The organism is Paenibacillus ihumii (assembly GCF_001403875.1).
GTDB lineage: Bacteria > Bacillota > Bacilli > Paenibacillales > Paenibacillaceae > Fontibacillus > Fontibacillus ihumii.
Genome location: NZ_LN884290.1, coordinates 42,182 through 62,362 on the forward strand (window position 1 = coordinate 42,182; position 20,181 = coordinate 62,362).

Below are 20,181 nucleotides of genomic sequence, written 5' to 3' on the forward strand. Positions count from 1 at the left end.
TGATTCAGGATATCGAAATGTCATCCAGATATAATATGCTTGTTCCCGACTGGCCGGGGATTGGCTCGATCTTCAGCCCCAGGGATTTGACCTGATGAAGGTCCGTCACCTTGGATAAGTCGATGCTGAGCGTCGTGAAGCCTGCTGCCGAGGATTCGACGAGGGTCATGCCGCTGTCATACCAGGTCCAGGCTTTGCCTGTTTTTACGTACAAGTAGATCCGAGCGGAGCCTGCTGACAGCTTGACTTTAGCGCTCAGGGATTGCATACCGCTTAAATCGAGCTCTTCAAATTTGCCGAGCTCAAAGGATGTCCCGTCCAACTGAAAGCTCGTATGCAGCGATTGGGCGCCCTCGGCATAGACATCGGCGGTTACCGTCGGAGGCGCAGCATTTGCAAAGTTCTGACTGGTCTCGATTTCCCAGCCTTCGGTGTCCGTTTCAAAGCCATACAGCGTGCCTGGGCGGACTCCTCCGCCGGTGCCAGGGTCGGTGCCGTCATCCTCTCCGATCGGAATGTCTCCTGCACTTCCGGGGGCGACATGGATGCTGTCCACATAGAGCGTGCTCATGAAAGGGTTGTCTCTAGTGTAAGCATCGTTATTCAGTGCGTTCACATAAAGCGAGAATGCTTGAACCTTCTTCGCGTTGACCGTGTCCAGCTTCTTGCTCTGGTTCTGGGAGTCCCATGGAGCGACGGTGAAGTCCTTGAACGGAATTTCGACCCAACGCGGTGCGGCATCTGCAAGTGAAGGATAGTACTCGAAATGGATATCATTCGCTTTAATCTGGATAACCATTTTCTTGCCGCTGCCATCCGGCTCTAGCCAAAGTTTCAGCTTGCCGGTTTGCGACCAGTCACGGCTGCCGAGATTTTTAGTGATTCCCGTATAGCCTTGGCCTGCCAGAGTATAATCGAATTTAAGCCCGAATTGCCCGCTATCCTTATGCTCCGTATTGAGGGCGATGGTATTCGCATCGCCGGTCGGGCTATAGCCCGCACGGAGCAAGTCATTGCTTCCTTTATACCCCTCAAAGTCATCGACCAGGGCCGGATCGCTGCTCTCGCCCGTATAGGCGTTTATCAAGCGGATATTGTCGAGATAGATGGGACCGCTGTAATGAAGCCCGCTGCCGATCAGAGCCAGCTGCAGGCCTTCAGCTGCAGCTAGCTGCTGCTCGTCGGTCAGGTCGATCACAGCGCTGTAAGCGACATATTCATCGCCATCAATCAGAGCTCTTGGAAGCTCGTTCCAGACAGCTGAGGTTCTTGATTCGAATTTATGGCTGCTTGGCGGAAGCTCTGCTGCGGCCCGTAGGCTTGTACGGGCAGGGTCGTGATCCCCAGCCGAGGCCGGTATCCAGGCGTCAAAGGCAACGCGGTTTACATGTGACAGCGTCGCTTGCCCGGCGATGTCAGGCAGGCCGATTTTGAGCTCCTGCCAGCTATCGGCCGATACAAGGCCGCTTATGTTAATTTTGAGCTTGCCATCACCGGCAAGCTGGCCGTGTTCATAGCTCGTTTGGATCGTCTCGGGCCAATTACCGTTGCTGGTTACGCCGGCGATATCTTGATCGAACGTAAATTGCTTCAGTACCTTTTCCTGAATGCCAATATAGATCGTGATTGTCTGGGACAGGATGGTATGATCTTTACCGTAGACCTTAACTGTCAGTGTTGCCTCTTTGCCGTTCAGCTCTGCAGGAGGCTGCCAATCAGCAGCGTAGAAGCCCCTGTCGTTTAGAGTCATCTCATGCTCGGTCGCCGAATCGCCAATGAGATAGACGACCTTGTTCACGTTCTGGTTCAAGACTTTGGCGCGGATCGTGGCCGATTCATTGCGAAGTGTCTCTTGTCCCGTAGGGGAGACAATGTGCATAAAAGGTTTTTCATCTGCCGTTCTAAGCTTCTTATTATATACACCCGTTAGATCCCGGCTGAAATAAGTGTACGGGTCGGCGTAATATTGCTCAAAGTCAGGCAGCAGCTCATGGTCGCCGTATTGCGCGGAGTTACGGTATGGCACGAAGATCGAATTGTAATTAAAGTTTGCCCAAGTTAGCATATAAGCCATCCGCTTTGCATCCGGGTCGGACTGCAGGGCGCTGGCCAATTTGGTGAAGAAGTGCAAATCAGCCGTTCCCGTCGGCTTAACATTGGAGTACCCGAATTCCGTAAATGCAGCCACCTTGCCCCGTGCATCGGCGATTCTGGAGATGAGCTTGGCGTCATCGATCACCGTCTGGAACCAGCCCTGGCTATTGCCGTCGTAGTAGGTGTCAAATCCAAGGATATCGACGTAGTCATCGCCTGGGTATGTTTTTAAGAAGGTCTCTTCCATGTTGTTGAACGGACTACCTGGGGAGAAGGCATACAGAAAATTACGGACACCCTTCACGTCCCGCAGATATTCTACAGTGTAACGATAGATTTCGATGTATTGTTCTTTGGTCGTATAAGGAGCCCCCCACCAGAACCAGCCGCCGTTTTGCTCATGAAAGGGACGGAAAATGACCGGAATAAGATTTCCATTGTCGTCCTTGAGATGATGGGCAAAATCCGCAATCTGATCCAGGAAGGCATTATATTCCTCATGCTTGTCCCCGCTTGGCAGAATATGTGCAACTACATTTCCGCTCGTATCGTAGAAATCGCCGCCGGTTACGAAATTCGGCATATGGGCGCTTAAAGTGAGCACACCTCCCAGCTCATACGCTTCCTTCATGGAGGATACCAGGTTATCCCGGTTTTGTACCGGCGTATTCGAGAGGGAGCCCGGCTTCTCGTACCCTTCTAGGCTCAGTGTATCCCAGCCGAACATTGCAGGATAATCGCCAACCGCACTGTAGGTTTCAGACCTGGGTTCTCCAGGAGCTGTCGTGGACAATACTTCATCCGTCGGATGCTGATGCCCGAAGAGAATATGCTTCCCGCGGATCTCCTGCAAGTAAGCGAAGAGGGAACGGGTGCTGTCCGTTGCCTTCGCATCTACCAGATCAATCACGGGTAATTGCTGGCCCGTTCCTGGATTGCTCCCTGAAGGGCTGCTTCCGCCCGAACCCCCTGAACTGCCCGAACTATTTGCAGTGCTGGCTGACGGGGAGCCCGGTTTATTCGCCGGGGCGGCAGCGGAGCCTCCAGTGATGACGGCTGTACCGATGGCAAGGGACTGACCATTGAGCGTAACTCCAGCCGCTTGAATATCGGCTTGCTTGATGTCACCTTCTCCAGTAATGGCAGTCTTCGATGCCTCGGGATGAATGAACAGCTTATGAATCGTAGAACCCTTTGAGAGAAGGAGGGCCACCGGCTGGCTAACGGTAAGACGCTCTATCGTTACGTTCTCGCCAAGCTCGATCGTTCCGGCACTATTGATTACTAGGTTTGCAACATTCGTCTTCCCGGCGGCAACTAGGCGAACATGCCCGCTTGTCTGTTCGATCAGCATATTCTCCAAGGCAGAGCTGCGTATTGTAATTGTATTCCTGCCATCGGCCCACATGAAGGTTGTTCCCTTGACCTCCACGTTTTCGAGAGCAACATCTCCATTAAGAATGCCCGCTGTCAGGTAGAGATTGCGAGAAATTGAAGCTTCCTTCAGGGTGATTCCCCGCATATTGATGACTGCATGAGAGGCGATACGGCCCCCGGTGTAATCTCCCTCTGCAGCGTAATAGGCTTCGATCAATCTATCGATCAGCGTGACGATTTCCGCTCGGGTCACTTCCTGCTGCGGGCGGAAGCTTCCATCGGCGTATCCCGATAGGACATGATCCGCCGTTAAAGCTTGAATCGCCCCCTTGGCATAACCGCTGATCGAAGCTTCATCGCTAAAGCCGAGAGCAGCAGGGGCATCAGCCTCCGTATTCAAGCGAAGAACCCGTGCCAGAAGCACAGCGGCATCCTGCCGGGTGATGCTTGCCGCCGGCTTACCCAGACCGCCTGGGAAGCCTAGATAATAGCCAGCTGCTTTAGCGGCGGCCATCTGGCCTGCAAACCAGGAGTTTACAGGGACGTCTGAGAAACGATCCCCGCTCTGTGCCGAGAAACCGAAAATTTTATTAATGAGGGTCACGAGTTCGGCTCGGGTTATTTTCTCATCAGGCCTATACGAGCCATCCTCGTATCCGCTAATAACGCCGTGCTCCTGCCAGCGATCCAGCCGGGCAGCTGCCCAATGAGTTCCGGCCTCTTTCGCAGATGTCCCGAATACAGGGGGGATCATCGATAGAATCAATATAATTGCCAGTGACAAGGACAAATACCATTGTCTTTTTTTCATGCTCATCCTCCTTGATTTCATCGGATTCAACGTACGAATATGTCCTGCATAATTAAAAAGAAATAATCATGATCCGGCCATGACAAGCCAGGCCTGGCCAGGTCGCAAGAACCACCTCCCCAGAAAAATAAAACCCCATCATTTTTGTAAGCGCTTAACAAAAAATTATAGCAGGAGTGCTTTGCCTGTTATATGGACTGTATTTGTTTTTATGTTCCTAAATTGTCGTCTTAAGGGGAGCGAATAAACGAGTTTCTTCTATAATATAGTGCCTATAAAATGGCGCTAAAAATGTATAATATTTTGCTTGCATTACATCTATCTTTTCTATATAATAGTGAATGTTGTTCTGTGACTGTGCGATGATGTGAGAGGTTACTGACACACCCGGCCCCTTTGCCATGGGAGGGTGGTCGGAAAATTTTCACGGAGTATGTCCGATAATAAATTGGGCGATAGAAGGAGGGACTAAAATGGCAAAGCAAAAAATTCGTATTCGTTTGAAAGCTTATGATCACAGAATTCTTGATCAATCCGCAGAGAAAATCGTTGAAACGGCAAAACGTTCAGGTGCTGGCGTATCCGGACCGATTCCGCTTCCGACCGAGAAACAAATCATTACTATTCTCCGTGCGGTACACAAGTACAAGGATTCCCGGGAGCAATTCGAAATGCGTACGCACAAACGTCTGATCGACATTGTGAACCCGACTCCACAAACTGTGGATGCCTTGATGCGCTTGGACCTGCCGTCCGGTGTAGATATCGAAATCAAATTGTAATATCAATCGTAAGTCGATAAGGAAAGGAAAAGAGGTGTCAACATGAAAGGTATCTTAGGGAAAAAACTCGGAATGACTCAAGTGTTTACCCCGGAGGGAATTGTTATTCCTGTAACGGTAATCGAGGCTGAGTCCAACGTCGTTCTTCAGAAGAAGGATGCAGAGAACGATGGTTATGAAGCGATCCAAATCGGTTATACCGATAAGAAAGAAAGCAGAGCTAACAAACCTGAACTAGGTCATGCTAAAAAGGCAAATACAGCACCTAAGCGCTACGTTCGTGAAATTCGCGGTGTTGATTTGGCGGCATATGAAGTTGGCCAAGAGGTCAAAGTTGATATTTTTGCTGAAGGCGAATTTGTTGACGTAACAGGTATTTCCAAAGGTAAAGGATTCCAAGGCGTTATCAAACGCTGGGGCCAAAGCCGCGGACCTATGTCTCACGGTTCCCGTTACCATCGCAGACCAGGTTCCATGGGTTCTATCCAAGCGAACCGTGTTCCTAAAGGCAAACGCCTGCCAGGACAAATGGGTAACGAAACGGTAACAATCCAGAACCTTGAAGTTATCCGCGTGGATGCAGAGCGTAACGTATTGCTCGTTAAAGGATCCATTCCAGGACCTAAAAATAGCGTAGTAAAAATCAAACAAGCGGTTAAGAAGTAATCGCCTTAAGGAAAGGAGGAACAAGAAATGCCTAAAGTAGCACTATATAATGTCAGCGGTAGCCAAGTAGGCGAAGTTGAACTGAATGACGCGGTATTCGGCATCGAGCCGAACGTTCACGTTCTTCACGACGCAGTTGTTATGCAGCGCGCTTCCCTGCGTTTGGGTACTCATAAAGTAAAAGGACGCTCCGAAGTTCGCGGCGGCGGCCGCAAACCATGGAAACAGAAAGGCACAGGCCGTGCTCGTCATGGTTCGATCCGCTCCCCGCAATGGGTTGGCGGTGGAATCGTGTTCGGTCCGACCCCGCGCAGCTATGCGTACAAGTTGCCTAAGAAAGTTCGTCGTCTGGCGATCAAATCGGCTCTTTCCTCGAAAGTGATCGATCAAGACATTATCGTACTGGACGCGCTCAGCCTGAACGCGCCTAAGACGAAAGAGTTCGCGGCGATTCTGAACAACCTGAAAGTGGATCGCAAAGCGTTGATCGTAGCTCCTAGCTATGATGATAACGTAGCGTTGTCCGCACGCAACATCCCAGGTGTTAAATTCGTTGCAGCTGACGGCATTAATGTTCTTGACGTGCTGACGCACGACAAACTGATCATTACGAAAGAAGCAGTTCAGAAGGTAGAGGAGGTGCTCGCGTAATGAAAGATCCTCGTGATATAATTAAACGTCCGGTGATTACGGAACGTACGGCTGAATACATGGGTGAGAACAAATATGTTTTCGAAGTAGACATTCGTGCGAACAAAACCGAAATCAAACAAGCTGTAGAAGCGATCTTTAATGTAAAAGTGAGCAATGTGAACACGCTGCGTGTTCCTGCTAAGCCTAAACGTTACGGACGCCACTTCGGATATACTCCTGAATGGAAGAAAGCATTCGTTACGTTGACAGCAGACAGCAAGCCGCTTGAGTTTTTTGAATCGGTATAATAGAACGTTAGAGCAAGGAGGGAAAAACAGTGCCAATTAAAAAGTATAAACCGACATCTCCGGCAAGACGGAATATGTCAGTATCCACTTTTGAAGAAATTACTACGGATCGTCCGGAGAAATCGTTGCTTGCTCCACTGAGCAAAACGGCTGGACGTAACAACCACGGTAAAATTACGGTTCGCCACCACGGTGGAGGACATAAGCGTAACTACCGGATCATCGACTTCAAACGCAACAAAGATGGAATTCCAGGTCGCGTTGCTACGATCGAGTACGACCCTAACCGTACTTCCAACATCGCTCTGATCCACTATGTTGACGGCGAGAAGCGCTACATTCTGGCTCCTAAAGGACTGAAAGTAGGCGACATGATCGAATCCGGACCAAATTCCGACATCAAAATCGGTAATGCTCTTCCTCTGGAGAATATTCCGGTAGGTACAGTTATCCACAACATTGAACTTCAACCAGGCAAAGGCGGACAGCTCGTTCGTGCAGCTGGTACAGAAGGACAATTGCTCGGTAAAGAAGATAAATACGTATCTGTTCGCTTGTCTTCAGGCGAAGTTCGTAAAATCCTCAAAGTTTGCCGTGCAACTATCGGATCTGTAGGTAACCAAGACCATGAATTGATCAAGATCGGTAAAGCCGGTCGCGGTCGTTGGCTCGGCAAGCGTCCTTCCGTACGCGGTGTCGTCATGAACCCTAACGATCACCCACACGGTGGTGGTGAAGGTCGCGCGCCAATCGGACGTAAGTCTCCGCTATCTCCATGGGGCAAGCCGACGCTTGGTTACAAAACGCGTAAAAAAGGCAAAGCTTCTGATAAATATATCGTTCGCGGCCGTACGAAGTAATCCGCTGCAAGCGGATCACTTCCTGGTTGCGGTAACGGAAGATATCTACAGCTGGCGCGAGCCGGCCTAGAGCCTGCAATAAGGCGAAGTCATTTTGAAAGTGGCGAAGGGAGGATAAATACATGAGTCGCAGTCTGAAAAAGGGGCCATTCGTTGATGGTTACCTACTGAAGAAAGTGGAAGAAGCGAGCGCATCGAACAAGAAGGTAGTCATCAAAACTTGGTCCCGTCGCTCTACGATTTTCCCGCAATTCATTGGGCATACGTTCGGTGTGTATGATGGCCGCAAGCATGTTCCGGTATATGTTACTGAGGATATGGTCGGACATAAACTCGGCGAATTTGCTCCAACCCGTACCTATAAAGGTCATACGGACGACGATAAGAAAACGAGACGTTAAGGGATAAGTTCTTCGTTTGAGAGGAGGTAACACACAATGGAAGCTAAAGCACATGCAAGGTCCATCCGTATTGCTCCGCGGAAAGCTAAATTGGTTATCGATTTGATCCGTGGTAAGCAAGTTGGCGATGCTATCGCGATTCTTCGCCACACGCCTAAGGCGGCTTCCCCGATCGTGGAGAAGCTTTTGAATTCGGCGATTGCCAATGCTGAGCACAACTATTCTCTGGATGTAAATAAATTGGTTATTACGGAAGCGTACGTAAACCAAGGTCCTACAATGAAACGTTTCCGCCCGCGGGCAATGGGACGTGCTAGTCGGATCAACAAACGCACCAGCCACATTACTTTGGTGGTATCCGAAAAATAAGGAGGGAAAACGCGTGGGCCAAAAAGTAAATCCGGTCGGACTACGAGTAGGGATTATCCGTGACTGGGAATCCAAATGGTACGCAGGCAAAGATTTCGGTGATCTTTTGCTTGAAGACGTAAAAATTCGTGAGCACCTGAAAAATAAACTGAAAGACTCCGCGGTATCTCGGATCGAAATCGAGAGAGCGGCTAATCGTGTGAATGTAACGATCCATACTGCTAAGCCGGGCATGGTTATCGGTAAAGGCGGTTCGGAAGTTGAAAACCTGCGTAATCAAATCACGAAAATCGCGGGCGGCAAAAAAGTTCACATCAATATCTCTGAAATCAAAAACCCTGATCTTGACGCGATTCTTGTCGCTGAGAGCATCGCACAACAACTGGAGCGTCGTGTATCTTTCCGTCGTGCGCTTAAGCAGGCGATTCAAAGAACGATGCGCGCAGGTGCGAAAGGGATCAAAACAGCAGTCAGCGGTCGTCTTGGCGGTGCTGAGATTGCTCGTTCGGAAGGCTACAGTGAAGGAACTGTTCCACTTCATACGCTTCGCGCCGACATCGACTACGGTACGGCTGAAGCTCATACGACCTATGGACGTCTTGGCGTAAAAGTATGGATCTATCGTGGAGAGGTTCTTCCTACGGCTAAGAAACAACAAGCTGCCCAGGAAGGAGGCAATTAATCATGTTGGTACCTAAACGTGTAAAACACCGCAAGCAGCAGCGCGGTAGTTTGAGAGGCCAAGCTAAAGGCGGAACTGAATTGAACTTCGGCGAATACGGCCTGCAAGCTCTTGAGCCTACATGGATTACGAACCGCCAAATCGAGGCTGCGCGTATCGCGATGACTCGTTACATCAAACGGGGCGGTAAAGTATGGATCAAAATTTTCCCTGACAAGCCAATCACTCAAAAGCCTCTTGAAGTGCGGATGGGTAGCGGTAAAGGTAACGTCGAGAAATGGGTTGCAGTTGTGAAACCGGGCAAAATCTTGTTTGAGCTTGCCGGTGTATCCGAGGAAATTGCTCGTGAAGCCATGCGGCTTGCCGCTCACAAACTGCCAATCAAAACGAAGTTTGTGAAACGTGAAGAATTGGGTGGTGAAGCAAATGAAAGCTAATGAACTTCGCAACTTAACCACTGCTGAAATCGAACAAAAGATCGCGGGTTTTAAGGAAGAGCTTTTCAACCTCCGTTTTCAATTGGCTACCGGCCAGCTTGATAACCCGACTCGGATCCGTGACGTGCGGAAAGATATAGCTCGTGCTAAAACCATTTTACATGAAAGAGAACTTGGTATTACTAGCTAATATTGCGCTCCAAGTAAGCGAAGCGCCTAAGTCCAGGAAGGAGGCTAACCATGAGCGAACGCAATGCCCGTAAAGTGCAAGTTGGTAAAGTTGTCAGCGACAAAATGGATAAAACCATCGTTGTAGCCGTTGAGACTTATAAGAAGCATGATTTGTACCATAAACGCATCAAATATACGAAGAAATTCAAAGCGCATGATGAGAACAATACTGCGAAAATCGGTGACACGGTTAAAATCGCCGAGACTCGTCCGCTGTCCAAAGACAAGCGTTGGAGACTTGTTGAGATCGTAGAAGAAGCAGTAATCATCTAATGGCGCGAAAGCTTGAATCGAAAGGAGGAAAAACACCATGATCCAACCATTTACACGTTTGCATGTAGCTGACAACTCCGGTGCGAAGGAATTGATGTGTATCCGCGTCCTTGGCGGTACAGGACGTCGTTCGGCGCAAATTGGTGACTTGATCGTTTGTTCCGTAAAACAAGCAACACCAGGCGGCGTTGTCAAAAAAGGAGACGTTGTAAGAGCAGTTATCGTTCGTACGAAACGTTCTGTTCGCCGTAAAGACGGTTCCTATATTTCTTTTGACGAAAATGCAGCGGTTGTTGTTAAAGATGACAAGAGCCCGCGCGGCACACGTATTTTCGGACCTGTTGCTCGTGAACTTCGCGATAGAGATTTCATGAAAATCATTTCCTTGGCTCCGGAAGTTATCTAGTACGTATGAGAAACATGAAGTTCGACGAAACAGGAGGTGTAAAGAATGCCTAGACTGAAAAAGGTTCTGGAATCCCATAACAATAAACTCCACGTGAAGAAGGACGACACGGTTATCGTGATCACCGGTAAAGACAAAGGCAAAAAAGGCCGCGTCATCGCTGCGTATCCTCGTGAAAACCGCGTGCTTGTGGAAGGCGTGAACATGGTTAAGAAACACCAAAAACCAAATCAGCTGAACCCGCAAGGTGGAATTATTGAGAAGGAAGCTCCGATTCACGTATCGAACGTCATGCACGTTGATCCTAAGAGCGGAAGCGTAACCCGTATCGGTTACAAAGTGTTGGACAACGGCAAGAAGGTTCGTGTTGCTAAAAAATCGGGTGAAGTAATCGACTAATCCAGTAACGCAAAGAAAGGAGGTCCATGATTCATGGCAGCTAGATTGAAAGAACGTTTTTTGAATGAAGTAACGCCTGCTTTGATTCAAAAATTTAACTATACAACGGTAATGCAAGTGCCTAAAGTTGAGAAGGTAGTTATCAACATGGGTGTTGGCGAAGCCGTAGCAAACTCGAAAGTGCTTGATTCTGCGGTTAACGATCTGCAGCTGATCGCCGGACAAAAGCCGGTCATCACTCGCGCTAAGAAATCCATCGCCGGATTCAAGCTTCGTGAGAACATGCCGATCGGCGTGAAGGTAACTCTTCGCGGTGAGCGCATGTACCATTTCCTCGACAAATTGTTCAACGTAACGCTTCCGCGTGTACGTGACTTCCACGGCGTATCGAACAAAGCGTTTGACGGACGTGGCAACTACACGCTTGGCTTGAAAGAACAATTGATTTTCCCTGAGATCGAGTACGATCAAGTTGACAAAGTTCGCGGCATGGACATCGTTATTGTAACGACGGCTAAGACGGATGAAGAGTCCCGTGAATTGCTCACTGGACTGGGAATGCCTTTTGTTAAATAAATGAGGTTGTAACGAATTCTCCGAAACTATTTAGGAGGTGTCAGGCTAAGTGGCAAAAACTTCGATGAAAGTTAAACAACAACGCACACCGAAATTCAAAGTACGGGCGTATACCCGTTGTGAGCGTTGCGGTCGTCCACATTCGGTACTGCAAAAATTTAAAATATGCAGAATTTGTTTCCGTGAATTAGCTTATAAAGGCCAGATTCCTGGCGTGAAAAAAGCAAGCTGGTAAACAATCAACAACGGGAAGGAGGTTTACACGTATGACTATGTCAGATCCAATTGCAGATATGCTTACTCGTATTCGTAACGCGAACACGGTTCGCCACGAAACGGTGGAACTGCCTGCCTCAACGATCAAGAAGCAAATCGCCGAGATTCTGAAGCGTGAAGGCTTCATCCGCGATGCAGAATATATCGATGACAACAAACAAGGGATCATCCGTCTTTTCCTGAAATACGGCCCTAACAACGAGCGCGTTATTACTGGCTTGAAGAGAATCAGTAAACCAGGTCTTCGCGTTTACACGAAGAGCACTGAAATTCCTCGTGTACTAGGCGGTTTGGGAATCGCGATTATTTCCACTTCCAAAGGTGTTATGACCGACAAAGAAGCACGTCAGTCTAAAGCCGGCGGCGAAGTTGTCTGCTACGTTTGGTAATTAACGTCACAAAACAAGGAGGTGCAGCAAATGTCTCGAATTGGTCGCAAACCAATTACAGTACCAAGTGGTGTGGATATCACACTCGATAATAACGTGATTACGGTAAAAGGACCGAAAGGTACTTTGACTCGTGAACTTCACAAGGACATGAAAGTCACTGTTGAGAACAATGAGATCACAGTGGAACGTCCTTCTGATCATAAAACGCATCGTTCCCTGCACGGTACGACACGCAGTGTAGTGAGCAACATGGTGAGCGGAGTAACGGAAGGTTTCACCAGAAACCTTGAGCTGGTTGGGGTCGGATACCGCGCAAGCAAATCCGGAGAGAAGCTCGTACTCAACGTAGGGTACTCCCATCCGGTAGAGATCACTCCCGAGCCAGGCATTACATTTGAAGTGCCTTCGAACACGAAGATCGTCGTTAGCGGAATCAATAAAGAGCGTGTTGGCGAATACGCTGCTAAAATCCGTTCTGTACGTGAGCCTGAGCCGTATAAAGGTAAAGGGATCAAGTACGAAGGTGAACGCATTATCCGTAAAGAAGGTAAAGCCGGTAAGAAGAAATAACTTTCTTCTTAGCGGACCAATCCTTCTGGCGAGTTGAACGATTAGTGTTGTTTAGGTAAACCGAAGGGAGTGAAATGGAAGTCATGATTACTAAAGCTGACAAGAACAAAGCTCGTCTGAAAAGACATTTGCGCGTACGGAAAAAAATCCAAGGAACGGCTGCTCGTCCAAGATTGAACGTATTCCGTTCTTCCAAACATATCTATGCACAACTGATCGATGATGTGGCTGGGGTAACACTCGCATCGGCATCGACGCTTGACAAAGAATTGAGCGGAAGCATCACCAATGGCGGCAACGTAGAGTCCGCTAGCAAAGTAGGCGAATTGATCGCTAAACGTGCTCAAGAAAAAGGCTTCAAGAACGTCGTGTTTGACCGCGGCGGATATCTGTATCATGGACGCATTCAGGCTCTGGCAGAAGCAGCCCGCGAAGCAGGCCTTGAATTCTAAAATAATCATTAAAAGGAGGTTAACGACTTGCGTGTAGATCCGAATACTTTAGAACTGACTGAAAGAGTTGTAAATATTAACCGCGTAGCTAAAGTAGTTAAAGGCGGACGCCGTTTTAGCTTCAGTGCGCTCGTAGTTGTCGGGGACGGCAAAGGCTGGGTTGGCGCTGGGATCGGTAAGGCAGGCGAGGTTCCTGATGCGATTCGCAAAGGAATCGAAGATGCCAAGAAAAACCTTGTATTCGTTCCGCTCGTAGGAACAACAGTCCCTCACCAAGTAATCGGGCATTTCGGAGCAGGCCGCGTGCTTCTTAAACCGGCTTCCGAAGGTACCGGGGTTATCGCAGGCGGACCAGTTCGTGCGGTGCTCGAACTTGCTGGCGTAGGCGACATTCTAACAAAATCTTTAGGTTCTTCGAATTCCATCAACATGGTTAACGCGACTTTAGAGGGCTTGTCCCGTCTGAAACGCGCTGAAGATGTTGCGAAATTACGCGGTAAAACCGTCGAAGAACTTCTCGGTTAAGGAGGGAATCTCATGGCAAAGCTGCAAATTACCCTCGTACGTAGTTTGATCGGCACATCGGAGAAACAACGCACTACCGTTAAAACACTGGGACTGCGTAAGGTTAACCAATCCGTGGTTCAACAAGACAATCCTGCCATTCGCGGCATGATTAATCATGTAAGCCATCTGGTATCCGTTGAAGAAATCCAAGGATAACTCCCTGACAAGTATTAGCGGATTAGCTAACGAATAAAATGGGTAGGCCTCAGGTTTACCGTTACTTGCAAGTGAAACAATAAATAAGGAGGTGCAACGAACGATGAAGTTACATGAGCTTTCCCCAGCTCCTGGTTCCCGCAAAGAGCGCAAACGCGTTGGCCGCGGTACAGGAAGCGGTATGGGTAAAACATCAACTCGTGGTCACAAAGGTCAGAATGCTCGTTCCGGCGGTGGTGTCCGTCCGGGCTTCGAAGGCGGTCAGAACCCGTTGTATCGTCGCTTGCCAAAACGCGGATTTACGAATCCAACGCGGAAAGAGTATGCGATTGTGAACACCCAGGAATTGAACAACTTTGCGGCGGATACAGAGGTTACTCCTGAGCTGTTGTTTGAACAAGGAATCGTGAAAGACGCAAAAAGCGGCATCAAGATTCTTGGCAACGGTGAACTTACTGTCAAACTGACGGTTAAAGCGAATAAGTTCTCTCAATCCGCGGTAGAGAAAATCGAGGCTGCCGGCGGTAAAACCGAGGTGATCTAATGTTTAAAACCATGAAGAACATATGGCACGTTAAGGATCTGCGGACCCGCATCTTGTTCACTCTCTTTATCTTCATTATTTACCGGATTGGTACATTTGTTCCGGTTCCGGGCGTTAATAAAGAAGTGTTCAAAACGACCAACACTGCGGGAAGCGATTTGCTCGGCCTATTGAACATCTTCTCGGGCGGCGCGCTGCAGAATTTCTCGATTTTTGCAATCGGGATTTTCCCTTATATCACTGCCTCCATTATCATACAGCTCCTGTCGATGGACGTCGTTCCAAAGCTGGCAGAGTGGGCGAAGCAAGGTGAGCACGGCAAGAAGAAGACGGCCCAAGTCACCCGTTATGCAACGGTGGTCTTGGCCCTTATTCAAGCCTTTGCGACATCGATCGGTTTCAACCGGCTGTATTATACAGATATGGTTCCGAACGCTACGTTCGGGGATTATATGTTGATTGCGCTTGTTTTGACCGCAGGTACATCATTCTTGATGTGGCTGGGCGAGCAAATTACGGATAAGGGAATCGGTAACGGTATTTCGCTGATTATCTTTGCCGGTATCGTCGCTTCGATGCCGACCCATATCCAAACCATCGCAATGTCCGATTTCATTGTTTCTGGGCAAACGTTCATGAATATCGTCAAAGCGATAGCGATCGTTATCGTGTTCGTGCTTATTGTGATCGGGGTAATCTATATCCAACAGGCGATCCGCAAAATTCCGGTTCAGTACGCTAAGCGTGTTGTTGGAAACAAAATGTATGGCGGACAGAACACACACATTCCGCTCAAAATTAACGCAGCGGGTGTAATTCCGGTTATCTTCGCTTCATCCCTGCTGCAATTTCCAGTAGTCATCGCAAGCTTCTGGTCAACGCACGGTTGGGCGCAATGGATCAGCGACAATATGAACATTGACCGTCCGCTGGGTATCGTGTTGTACGTCGTTATGATTATTGGATTCACGTTCTTCTATACCTTCGTACAGATGAACCCGCAGCAAATGGCAGATAACATGAAGAAGAATGGCGGCTACATTCCGGGGATTCGTCCGGGGAAAACGACAGCCACTTATCTGACTCGGGTGCTGTCCCGATTGACGATGACGGGCGCTCTGTTCCTCGCCTTTATCTCTGTGCTGCCGGTTATTCTCGGTGCATTGGCTGGACTGCCGCGTACCGTGCAAATCGGAGGTACTTCCATTCTGATCGTTATCGGGGTTGCGCTTGATACAATGAAGACGATTGAAGGGCAATTGATTAAACGTCACTACAAAGGCTTCATTAATAAATAGGGGATAGGTTCCAGGAGCTTGGTTACGAACTCTCCTGGCGCCTATTGTTCTGTTTTCTAAGCGAAGTGAACCAGTCTCGAAGGGAGTGCTTGACATGAACATTTTATTCATGGGACCTCCTGGAGCGGGAAAAGGAACACAAGCAGAGGCGATCGTTAACGAATTTGGCATTCCTCATGTTTCGACAGGCGATGCATTCCGTCTGGCGATCAAGCAGGGAACGCCCGTAGGGCTCAAAGCCAAGGAGTATATCGATCAAGGCCTGCTGGTACCTGATGATGTCACGGTTGGTATCGTTCGCGAACGACTTCAGCAGTCCGATTGCGAAAATGGTTTCTTATTGGACGGATTTCCAAGAACCCTTTCGCAAGCGGAAGCGCTGGAGGAACTGCTCGGCGAATTGAACCGTAAGCTTACGCACGTCATCAACCTGAAAGTGGATCGTAACAAATTGCTGGCTCGTCTTACGGGACGACGGATTTGCAAATCTTGCGGCTCTACTTATCATGTGATCTTTAATCCTCCTAAACAGGAAGGTGTTTGCGATAAGTGCGGCGGAGAATTGTACCAACGTTCTGATGATAATGAAGAGAGCGTAGGCACACGGCTGGACGAATACATCAACAAGACAGCGCCACTTCTTCAGTATTATGAGGAAAAGGGATTGCTGCACGAAATTGATGGAGAACAGGAAATCGATACGGTAACGAAAGAAATCGTATCTCTACTGCGAGGTTAAGTAATGATCATTTGTAAATCCGAAACGGAACTTGGCTTTATGAGAGAAGCAGGGCGGATCGTCGCGGAGACGCACAGGCTCATGGCGAAATCGATTGAGCCCGGGATTACGACGGGGGAACTCGATCAAATTGCTGATAAGTACATTCGCAGTCAAGGCGCGGTGCCGTCTTTCAAAAATTACAACGGCTTTCCTTACAGCATTTGCGCTTCGGTTAACGAAGAATTGGTACATGGATTTCCCGGCAAACGCAAACTGAATGAAGGCGACATTATCAGTCTTGATATCGGTGCGGAGTATCGTGGCTTTCATGGTGACTCGGCATGGACTTATCCGGTTGGCGAGATTACAGAGGAAGCGAAGAGACTTCTAGAGGTTACTGAAGGATCTCTCTACGCTGGACTCGAGCTCGTTAAGCCAGATGTTCGCCTGTATACGATATCGCATGCTATTCAGCGTTATATTGAGGATGCAGGCTTCTCAGTTGTTCGTGAATATGTCGGTCACGGCATCGGCGCGAAGCTTCACGAGGAACCGCAGATTCCGAATTACGGCATTCCAGATCGCGGACCGCGTCTGAAGCCAGGTATGGTTCTGGCTATCGAACCGATGGTGAATGCAGGTAAGCGATATGTGAGAACGCTGGAAGACAATTGGACAGTCGTTACAGTGGACGGCTCGCTCTGCGCTCATTTCGAACATACGGTAGCAGTTACTGCTGACGGTATGGAAATTCTCACCAAGCTGGACCAATAGGCAATGAAGGTGGATCACCGCTCTGGAGCCAAGGTCGGCCAGCTGGTAAGAGTGTTGAAGGGCAAAGACGCCGGGTCGGTTGCTGTTGTTGTAGCGATTGTAGACACCAAGTTCGTACTGATCGCGGATGGGCACAAACGAAAGTTTGATCAGCCCAAACGAAAAAATGTACAGCACCTCGAACTTACGCCAATCATTAGCAGCGAGGTTGTTCATAGTTTGCAGGAAAGCGGCCGGGTGACTAATGCGAAGCTGCGTTATGCCGTACACGCATTTGTCCAGTCCGCCAACCAAATGCTGAAGAGAAAGGAGACTGACTGTGGCTAAGGAAGATGTCATTGAAGTCGAAGGGGTAGTTGTTGAGCCGCTGCCGAATGCTACTTTCAAAGTGGAGCTTGAGAACGGTCATCAAATTCTCGCTCATGTTTCCGGTAAGCTGCGGATGCATTTCATCCGTATTCTGACGGGAGATAAAGTGGTCGTTCAACTATCACCTTACGATCTAACTAAAGGTCGTATTACTTACCGTAAATAGATACCATATCATTTATAACAAATATGTGGTATGATATTCAGGTTGAGTAAGTATACACCGCAAATGCTTGCGTTGTTCTGTGAAACGAAGTATTCTCAATGTCGGTTTTACATCCGTAAAACTAAGCTAATCCTTACGAAGAGAGTTTTACATTCGTAAAACTTTGAGGAGGTAATCAACATGAAGGTAAGACCTTCTGTGAAGCCTATTTGCGAAAAATGCAAAGTCATTCGCCGCAAGGGCAATGTTATGGTAATCTGTGAAAATCCTAAGCACAAACAAAAACAAGGTTAATAGAAGGGGGTGTAGCGTAAAATGGCTCGTATAGCTGGTGTGGATTTGCCACGTGACAAACGCGTTGAGATCGCCTTGACTTACATTTTCGGAATCGGTAGAACGACTTCCCAGAAAATCCTGAATTCTACAGGCATCAATCCGGACACTCGTGTTCGTGACTTGACGGAAGATGAGGTTAGCAAACTACGCGAAACGATCGACAAAACGGTTAAAGTAGAAGGTGACCTGCGTCGTGAAATTTCCTTAAATATTAAACGTTTGATCGAAATTGGCTGCTACCGTGGTGTACGTCATCGTCGTGGCCTGCCTGTTCGCGGACAACGTACGAAAACGAATGCCCGTACTCGCAAGGGTCCTCGTCGTACCGTAGCGAACAAGAAGAAATAAGAAGGGAGGATAACAGACAATGGCTAAACCAAAAAAAGTCGTACGTACTAAACGTCGTGACCGTAAAAATATCGAATCTGGTGTGGCGCATATTCGCTCCACCTTCAATAATACGATTGTAACGATTACGGATCCGCACGGTAATGCGATCTCTTGGGCAAGCTCCGGCGGCCAAGGGTTCAAAGGTTCCCGTAAATCCACTCCATTCGCTGCGCAAATGGCTGCTGAAACGGCTGCTAAAGCGGCAATGGAACACGGCATGAAATCCGTCGAGGTTATGGTTAAAGGTCCTGGAGCCGGCCGTGAAGCCGCTATCCGCTCCCTGCAAGCGGCAGGCCTCGAAGTCAACATGATCAAAGACGTGACTCCAATCCCGCATAACGGTTGCCGTCCTCCAAAACGCCGTCGTGTATAATGAAGTTGCATAAAGTGTGGTATAACAACTTTGCAACTTGGTAACAATGGTTGTTTAGGCATACTACATGATACACTTCAGAAGACATGGCTGTTTTTAGGAACGACGTTTTGAAGGAGGGGTAATTTCGTGATTGAAATCGAAAAGCCGAAAATTGAGACCGTAGAAGTTAACGATGATGGCACCTATGGGAAATTTGTAGTAGAACCACTTGAGCGTGGATATGGCACCACTCTGGGTAACTCGCTGCGTCGGATTTTGCTCTCTTCTCTACCGGGTGCAGCGGTAACCTCGGTCCAAATCGATGGCGTTCTGCATGAATTTTCGACCGTTCCGGGTGTAATGGAAGACGTTACGGAGATCATTCTGAATCTGAAAGCTCTCTCTCTCAAAATCCATTCGGACGAGGAGAAAATCCTTGAGATCGATGCGGAAGGCGAAGGAGTTATTACAGCAGGTGATATCCGTGCGGATAGCGATGTCGAGATTCTGAATCCGGACTTGCATATTGCTACGCTTGAACCGGGATCCAGACTCCACATGCGCATATTCGCAGGCCGGGGCCGCGGTTATGTTCAGGCAGATCGGAATAAACGAGATGATCAACCTATCGGTGTCATTCCTGTGGATTCGATCTATACCCCGATTGCACGTGTCAACTACGTCGTAGAGAATACGCGGGTTGGCCAAGTGACCAACTACGACAAGCTCACGCTTGAAGTATGGACAGACGGCAGCATCAAGCCAGAAGAAGCGGTAAGCCTCGGAGCCAAAATTTTGACCGAGCATCTTTACTTGTTCGTGGGCCTCACGGACGAAGCGAAGGACGCGGAAATCATGGTGGAGAAGGAAGAGGACAAGAAAGAGAAAGTGCTTGAGATGACCATCGAAGAGCTGGATCTTTCCGTTCGCTCCTACAACTGCCTCAAACGTGCCGGTATCAATACCGTGCAAGAGCTGACGACGAAAACCGAAGAAGATATGATGAAGGTTCGTAACCTCGGACGCAAATCTTTGGAGGAAGTTCAAGAGAAGCTGGAAGAGCTTGGACTCGGACTTCGTACGGAAGAATAGATTGCTTGAATCGTTTTAGCGAAGGAGGGAATACACATGGCATACCAAAAGTTGGGCCGTAACTCTAGTGCACGTAAAGCTTTGTTCCGTGACCTGGTAACAGACCTGTTCTTGTATGAGCGCATCCAAACGACAGAAGCGAAAGCGAAAGAGGTTCGTTCTATCGCTGAGAAGCTGATTACAAAAGCAAAGCGCGGAGATCTGCATGCCCGCCGTCAAGTTGCAGCGTTCGTTCGCCGCGAATCGATCGACGGAGAGCAGGATGCAATCCAAAAGCTGTTCACAGAAATCGCAACTCGTTACTCCGAGCGTCCAGGCGGATACACTCGTATCCTGAAGCTGGGACCTCGTCGTGGTGACTCCGCCCCTATGGTTTACCTTGAGCTGGTAGACCGGGCTTAATACTTCGTGAATTGTC

Annotated in this window: 31 protein-coding genes and 1 pseudogene; 31 read left to right on the forward strand and 1 reads right to left on the reverse strand. The window is 48.7% G+C overall.

Annotated features, from left to right (window positions below):
- Window positions 1–4: 4 nt before the first annotated feature.
- Window positions 5–4,282, reverse strand: a complete 4,278-nt coding sequence (locus tag BN2762_RS00195) for a glycosyl hydrolase (RefSeq protein WP_055105071.1) — start codon at window positions 4,280–4,282, stop codon at window positions 5–7.
- A 473-nt stretch (window positions 4,283–4,755) separates the two neighbouring features.
- On the opposite strand from BN2762_RS00195, the gene rpsJ reads away from it, so the two are divergent.
- The 31 genes and pseudogenes from rpsJ to rplQ all read left to right on the forward strand — a co-directional run bounded on the left by rpsJ (window position 4,756) and on the right by rplQ (window position 20,165).
- Window positions 4,756–5,064 (forward strand): 30S ribosomal protein S10, encoded by a 309-nt coding sequence (rpsJ, locus tag BN2762_RS00200; RefSeq protein ID WP_005544556.1) that lies wholly within the window; start codon window positions 4,756–4,758, stop codon window positions 5,062–5,064.
- Between the two features lie 42 nt (window positions 5,065–5,106).
- Entirely contained in the window at window positions 5,107–5,730 is a 624-nt protein-coding gene (gene rplC / locus BN2762_RS00205; RefSeq protein WP_055105072.1) for a 50S ribosomal protein L3, read from the forward strand.
- A 27-nt stretch (window positions 5,731–5,757) separates the two neighbouring features.
- The gene (gene rplD, locus BN2762_RS00210) at window positions 5,758–6,381 is read left to right on the forward strand and encodes a 50S ribosomal protein L4 (protein ID WP_055105073.1); all 624 of its coding nucleotides are present in this window, start codon (window positions 5,758–5,760) and stop codon (window positions 6,379–6,381) included.
- Window positions 6,381–6,671, forward strand: a complete 291-nt coding sequence (rplW, locus tag BN2762_RS00215) for a 50S ribosomal protein L23 (protein ID WP_055105074.1) — start codon at window positions 6,381–6,383, stop codon at window positions 6,669–6,671. Before rplD ends, rplW begins: the two co-directional genes overlap by 1 nt.
- Window positions 6,672–6,700: 29 nt before the next feature.
- On the forward strand, window positions 6,701–7,531 hold the full coding sequence (gene rplB / locus BN2762_RS00220; RefSeq protein ID WP_055105075.1) for a 50S ribosomal protein L2: 831 nt from the start codon (window positions 6,701–6,703) through the stop codon (window positions 7,529–7,531).
- 122 nt (window positions 7,532–7,653) lie between these two features.
- Window positions 7,654–7,932, forward strand: a complete 279-nt coding sequence (rpsS, locus tag BN2762_RS00225; RefSeq protein WP_055105076.1) for a 30S ribosomal protein S19 — start codon at window positions 7,654–7,656, stop codon at window positions 7,930–7,932.
- Window positions 7,933–7,968: 36 nt separating this feature from the next.
- A complete protein-coding gene (gene rplV, locus BN2762_RS00230) occupies window positions 7,969–8,301 on the forward strand; it encodes a 50S ribosomal protein L22 (protein WP_055105077.1) in 333 nt (110 codons plus the stop codon).
- 13 nt (window positions 8,302–8,314) lie between these two features.
- Window positions 8,315–8,983 carry a 30S ribosomal protein S3 gene (gene rpsC / locus BN2762_RS00235; RefSeq protein ID WP_055105078.1) on the forward strand — a complete coding sequence of 223 codons (669 nt, stop codon included), beginning with the start codon at window positions 8,315–8,317 and terminating at the stop codon, window positions 8,981–8,983.
- Window positions 8,984–8,985: 2 nt separating this feature from the next.
- Entirely contained in the window at window positions 8,986–9,420 is a 435-nt protein-coding gene (rplP, locus tag BN2762_RS00240; protein WP_055105079.1) for a 50S ribosomal protein L16, read from the forward strand.
- Complete coding sequence (gene rpmC / locus BN2762_RS00245; RefSeq protein WP_019635776.1) at window positions 9,410–9,610, forward strand: 50S ribosomal protein L29; 201 nt, start codon at window positions 9,410–9,412, stop codon at window positions 9,608–9,610. Before rplP ends, rpmC begins: the two co-directional genes overlap by 11 nt.
- A 50-nt stretch (window positions 9,611–9,660) precedes the next feature.
- Window positions 9,661–9,924, forward strand: a complete 264-nt coding sequence (gene rpsQ / locus BN2762_RS00250) for a 30S ribosomal protein S17 (RefSeq protein ID WP_055105080.1) — start codon at window positions 9,661–9,663, stop codon at window positions 9,922–9,924.
- A gap of 37 nt (window positions 9,925–9,961) precedes the next feature.
- On the forward strand, window positions 9,962–10,330 hold the full coding sequence (gene rplN / locus BN2762_RS00255; RefSeq protein WP_055105081.1) for a 50S ribosomal protein L14: 369 nt from the start codon (window positions 9,962–9,964) through the stop codon (window positions 10,328–10,330).
- 45 nt (window positions 10,331–10,375) lie between these two features.
- Complete coding sequence (gene rplX, locus BN2762_RS00260; RefSeq protein WP_055105082.1) at window positions 10,376–10,729, forward strand: 50S ribosomal protein L24; 354 nt, start codon at window positions 10,376–10,378, stop codon at window positions 10,727–10,729.
- Between the two features lie 33 nt (window positions 10,730–10,762).
- A complete protein-coding gene (gene rplE / locus BN2762_RS00265) occupies window positions 10,763–11,305 on the forward strand; it encodes a 50S ribosomal protein L5 (RefSeq protein ID WP_019635780.1) in 543 nt (180 codons plus the stop codon).
- Window positions 11,306–11,354: 49 nt separating this feature from the next.
- Entirely contained in the window at window positions 11,355–11,540 is a 186-nt protein-coding gene (locus tag BN2762_RS25675; protein ID WP_013312154.1) for a type Z 30S ribosomal protein S14, read from the forward strand.
- A gap of 31 nt (window positions 11,541–11,571) precedes the next feature.
- A complete protein-coding gene (gene rpsH / locus BN2762_RS00270; protein ID WP_055105083.1) occupies window positions 11,572–11,970 on the forward strand; it encodes a 30S ribosomal protein S8 in 399 nt (132 codons plus the stop codon).
- Between the two features lie 30 nt (window positions 11,971–12,000).
- On the forward strand, window positions 12,001–12,543 hold the full coding sequence (gene rplF / locus BN2762_RS00275) for a 50S ribosomal protein L6 (protein WP_055105084.1): 543 nt from the start codon (window positions 12,001–12,003) through the stop codon (window positions 12,541–12,543).
- An 83-nt stretch (window positions 12,544–12,626) separates the two neighbouring features.
- Complete coding sequence (gene rplR, locus BN2762_RS00280) at window positions 12,627–12,995, forward strand: 50S ribosomal protein L18 (RefSeq protein WP_074048537.1); 369 nt, start codon at window positions 12,627–12,629, stop codon at window positions 12,993–12,995.
- Window positions 12,996–13,022: 27 nt separating this feature from the next.
- Window positions 13,023–13,520, forward strand: coding sequence for a 30S ribosomal protein S5 (rpsE, locus tag BN2762_RS00285; protein WP_055105086.1), 498 nt, complete (start codon window positions 13,023–13,025; stop codon window positions 13,518–13,520).
- Between the two features lie 12 nt (window positions 13,521–13,532).
- Window positions 13,533–13,718, forward strand: coding sequence for a 50S ribosomal protein L30 (gene rpmD, locus BN2762_RS00290; RefSeq protein WP_055105087.1), 186 nt, complete (start codon window positions 13,533–13,535; stop codon window positions 13,716–13,718).
- A 103-nt stretch (window positions 13,719–13,821) separates the two neighbouring features.
- Window positions 13,822–14,262 (forward strand): 50S ribosomal protein L15, encoded by a 441-nt coding sequence (gene rplO, locus BN2762_RS00295; RefSeq protein WP_055105088.1) that lies wholly within the window; start codon window positions 13,822–13,824, stop codon window positions 14,260–14,262.
- Window positions 14,262–15,560 (forward strand): preprotein translocase subunit SecY, encoded by a 1,299-nt coding sequence (gene secY, locus BN2762_RS00300; RefSeq protein ID WP_055105089.1) that lies wholly within the window; start codon window positions 14,262–14,264, stop codon window positions 15,558–15,560. Before rplO ends, secY begins: the two co-directional genes overlap by 1 nt.
- A gap of 94 nt (window positions 15,561–15,654) precedes the next feature.
- Window positions 15,655–16,299 carry an adenylate kinase gene (locus BN2762_RS00305; protein ID WP_055105090.1) on the forward strand — a complete coding sequence of 215 codons (645 nt, stop codon included), beginning with the start codon at window positions 15,655–15,657 and terminating at the stop codon, window positions 16,297–16,299.
- A 3-nt stretch (window positions 16,300–16,302) separates the two neighbouring features.
- Entirely contained in the window at window positions 16,303–17,055 is a 753-nt protein-coding gene (map, locus tag BN2762_RS00310; RefSeq protein WP_055105091.1) for a type I methionyl aminopeptidase, read from the forward strand.
- Window positions 17,056–17,058: 3 nt separating this feature from the next.
- Window positions 17,059–17,372: pseudogene (locus BN2762_RS00315) on the forward strand (KOW motif-containing protein).
- A gap of 2 nt (window positions 17,373–17,374) precedes the next feature.
- Entirely contained in the window at window positions 17,375–17,590 is a 216-nt protein-coding gene (gene infA, locus BN2762_RS00320; RefSeq protein ID WP_019635791.1) for a translation initiation factor IF-1, read from the forward strand.
- A 180-nt stretch (window positions 17,591–17,770) separates the two neighbouring features.
- Window positions 17,771–17,884, forward strand: a complete 114-nt coding sequence (gene rpmJ, locus BN2762_RS00325) for a 50S ribosomal protein L36 (RefSeq protein WP_003333770.1) — start codon at window positions 17,771–17,773, stop codon at window positions 17,882–17,884.
- 21 nt (window positions 17,885–17,905) lie between these two features.
- Window positions 17,906–18,274: a 30S ribosomal protein S13 gene (gene rpsM / locus BN2762_RS00330; RefSeq protein ID WP_055105093.1), complete on the forward strand. Its 369-nt coding sequence runs from the start codon at window positions 17,906–17,908 to the stop codon at window positions 18,272–18,274.
- 19 nt (window positions 18,275–18,293) lie between these two features.
- Window positions 18,294–18,689 carry a 30S ribosomal protein S11 gene (gene rpsK / locus BN2762_RS00335; RefSeq protein WP_019635793.1) on the forward strand — a complete coding sequence of 132 codons (396 nt, stop codon included), beginning with the start codon at window positions 18,294–18,296 and terminating at the stop codon, window positions 18,687–18,689.
- 129 nt (window positions 18,690–18,818) lie between these two features.
- Window positions 18,819–19,763 (forward strand): DNA-directed RNA polymerase subunit alpha, encoded by a 945-nt coding sequence (locus BN2762_RS00340; protein ID WP_055105094.1) that lies wholly within the window; start codon window positions 18,819–18,821, stop codon window positions 19,761–19,763.
- Window positions 19,764–19,799: 36 nt separating this feature from the next.
- Complete coding sequence (gene rplQ, locus BN2762_RS00345) at window positions 19,800–20,165, forward strand: 50S ribosomal protein L17 (RefSeq protein WP_019635795.1); 366 nt, start codon at window positions 19,800–19,802, stop codon at window positions 20,163–20,165.
- Window positions 20,166–20,181: the final 16 nt, after the last annotated feature.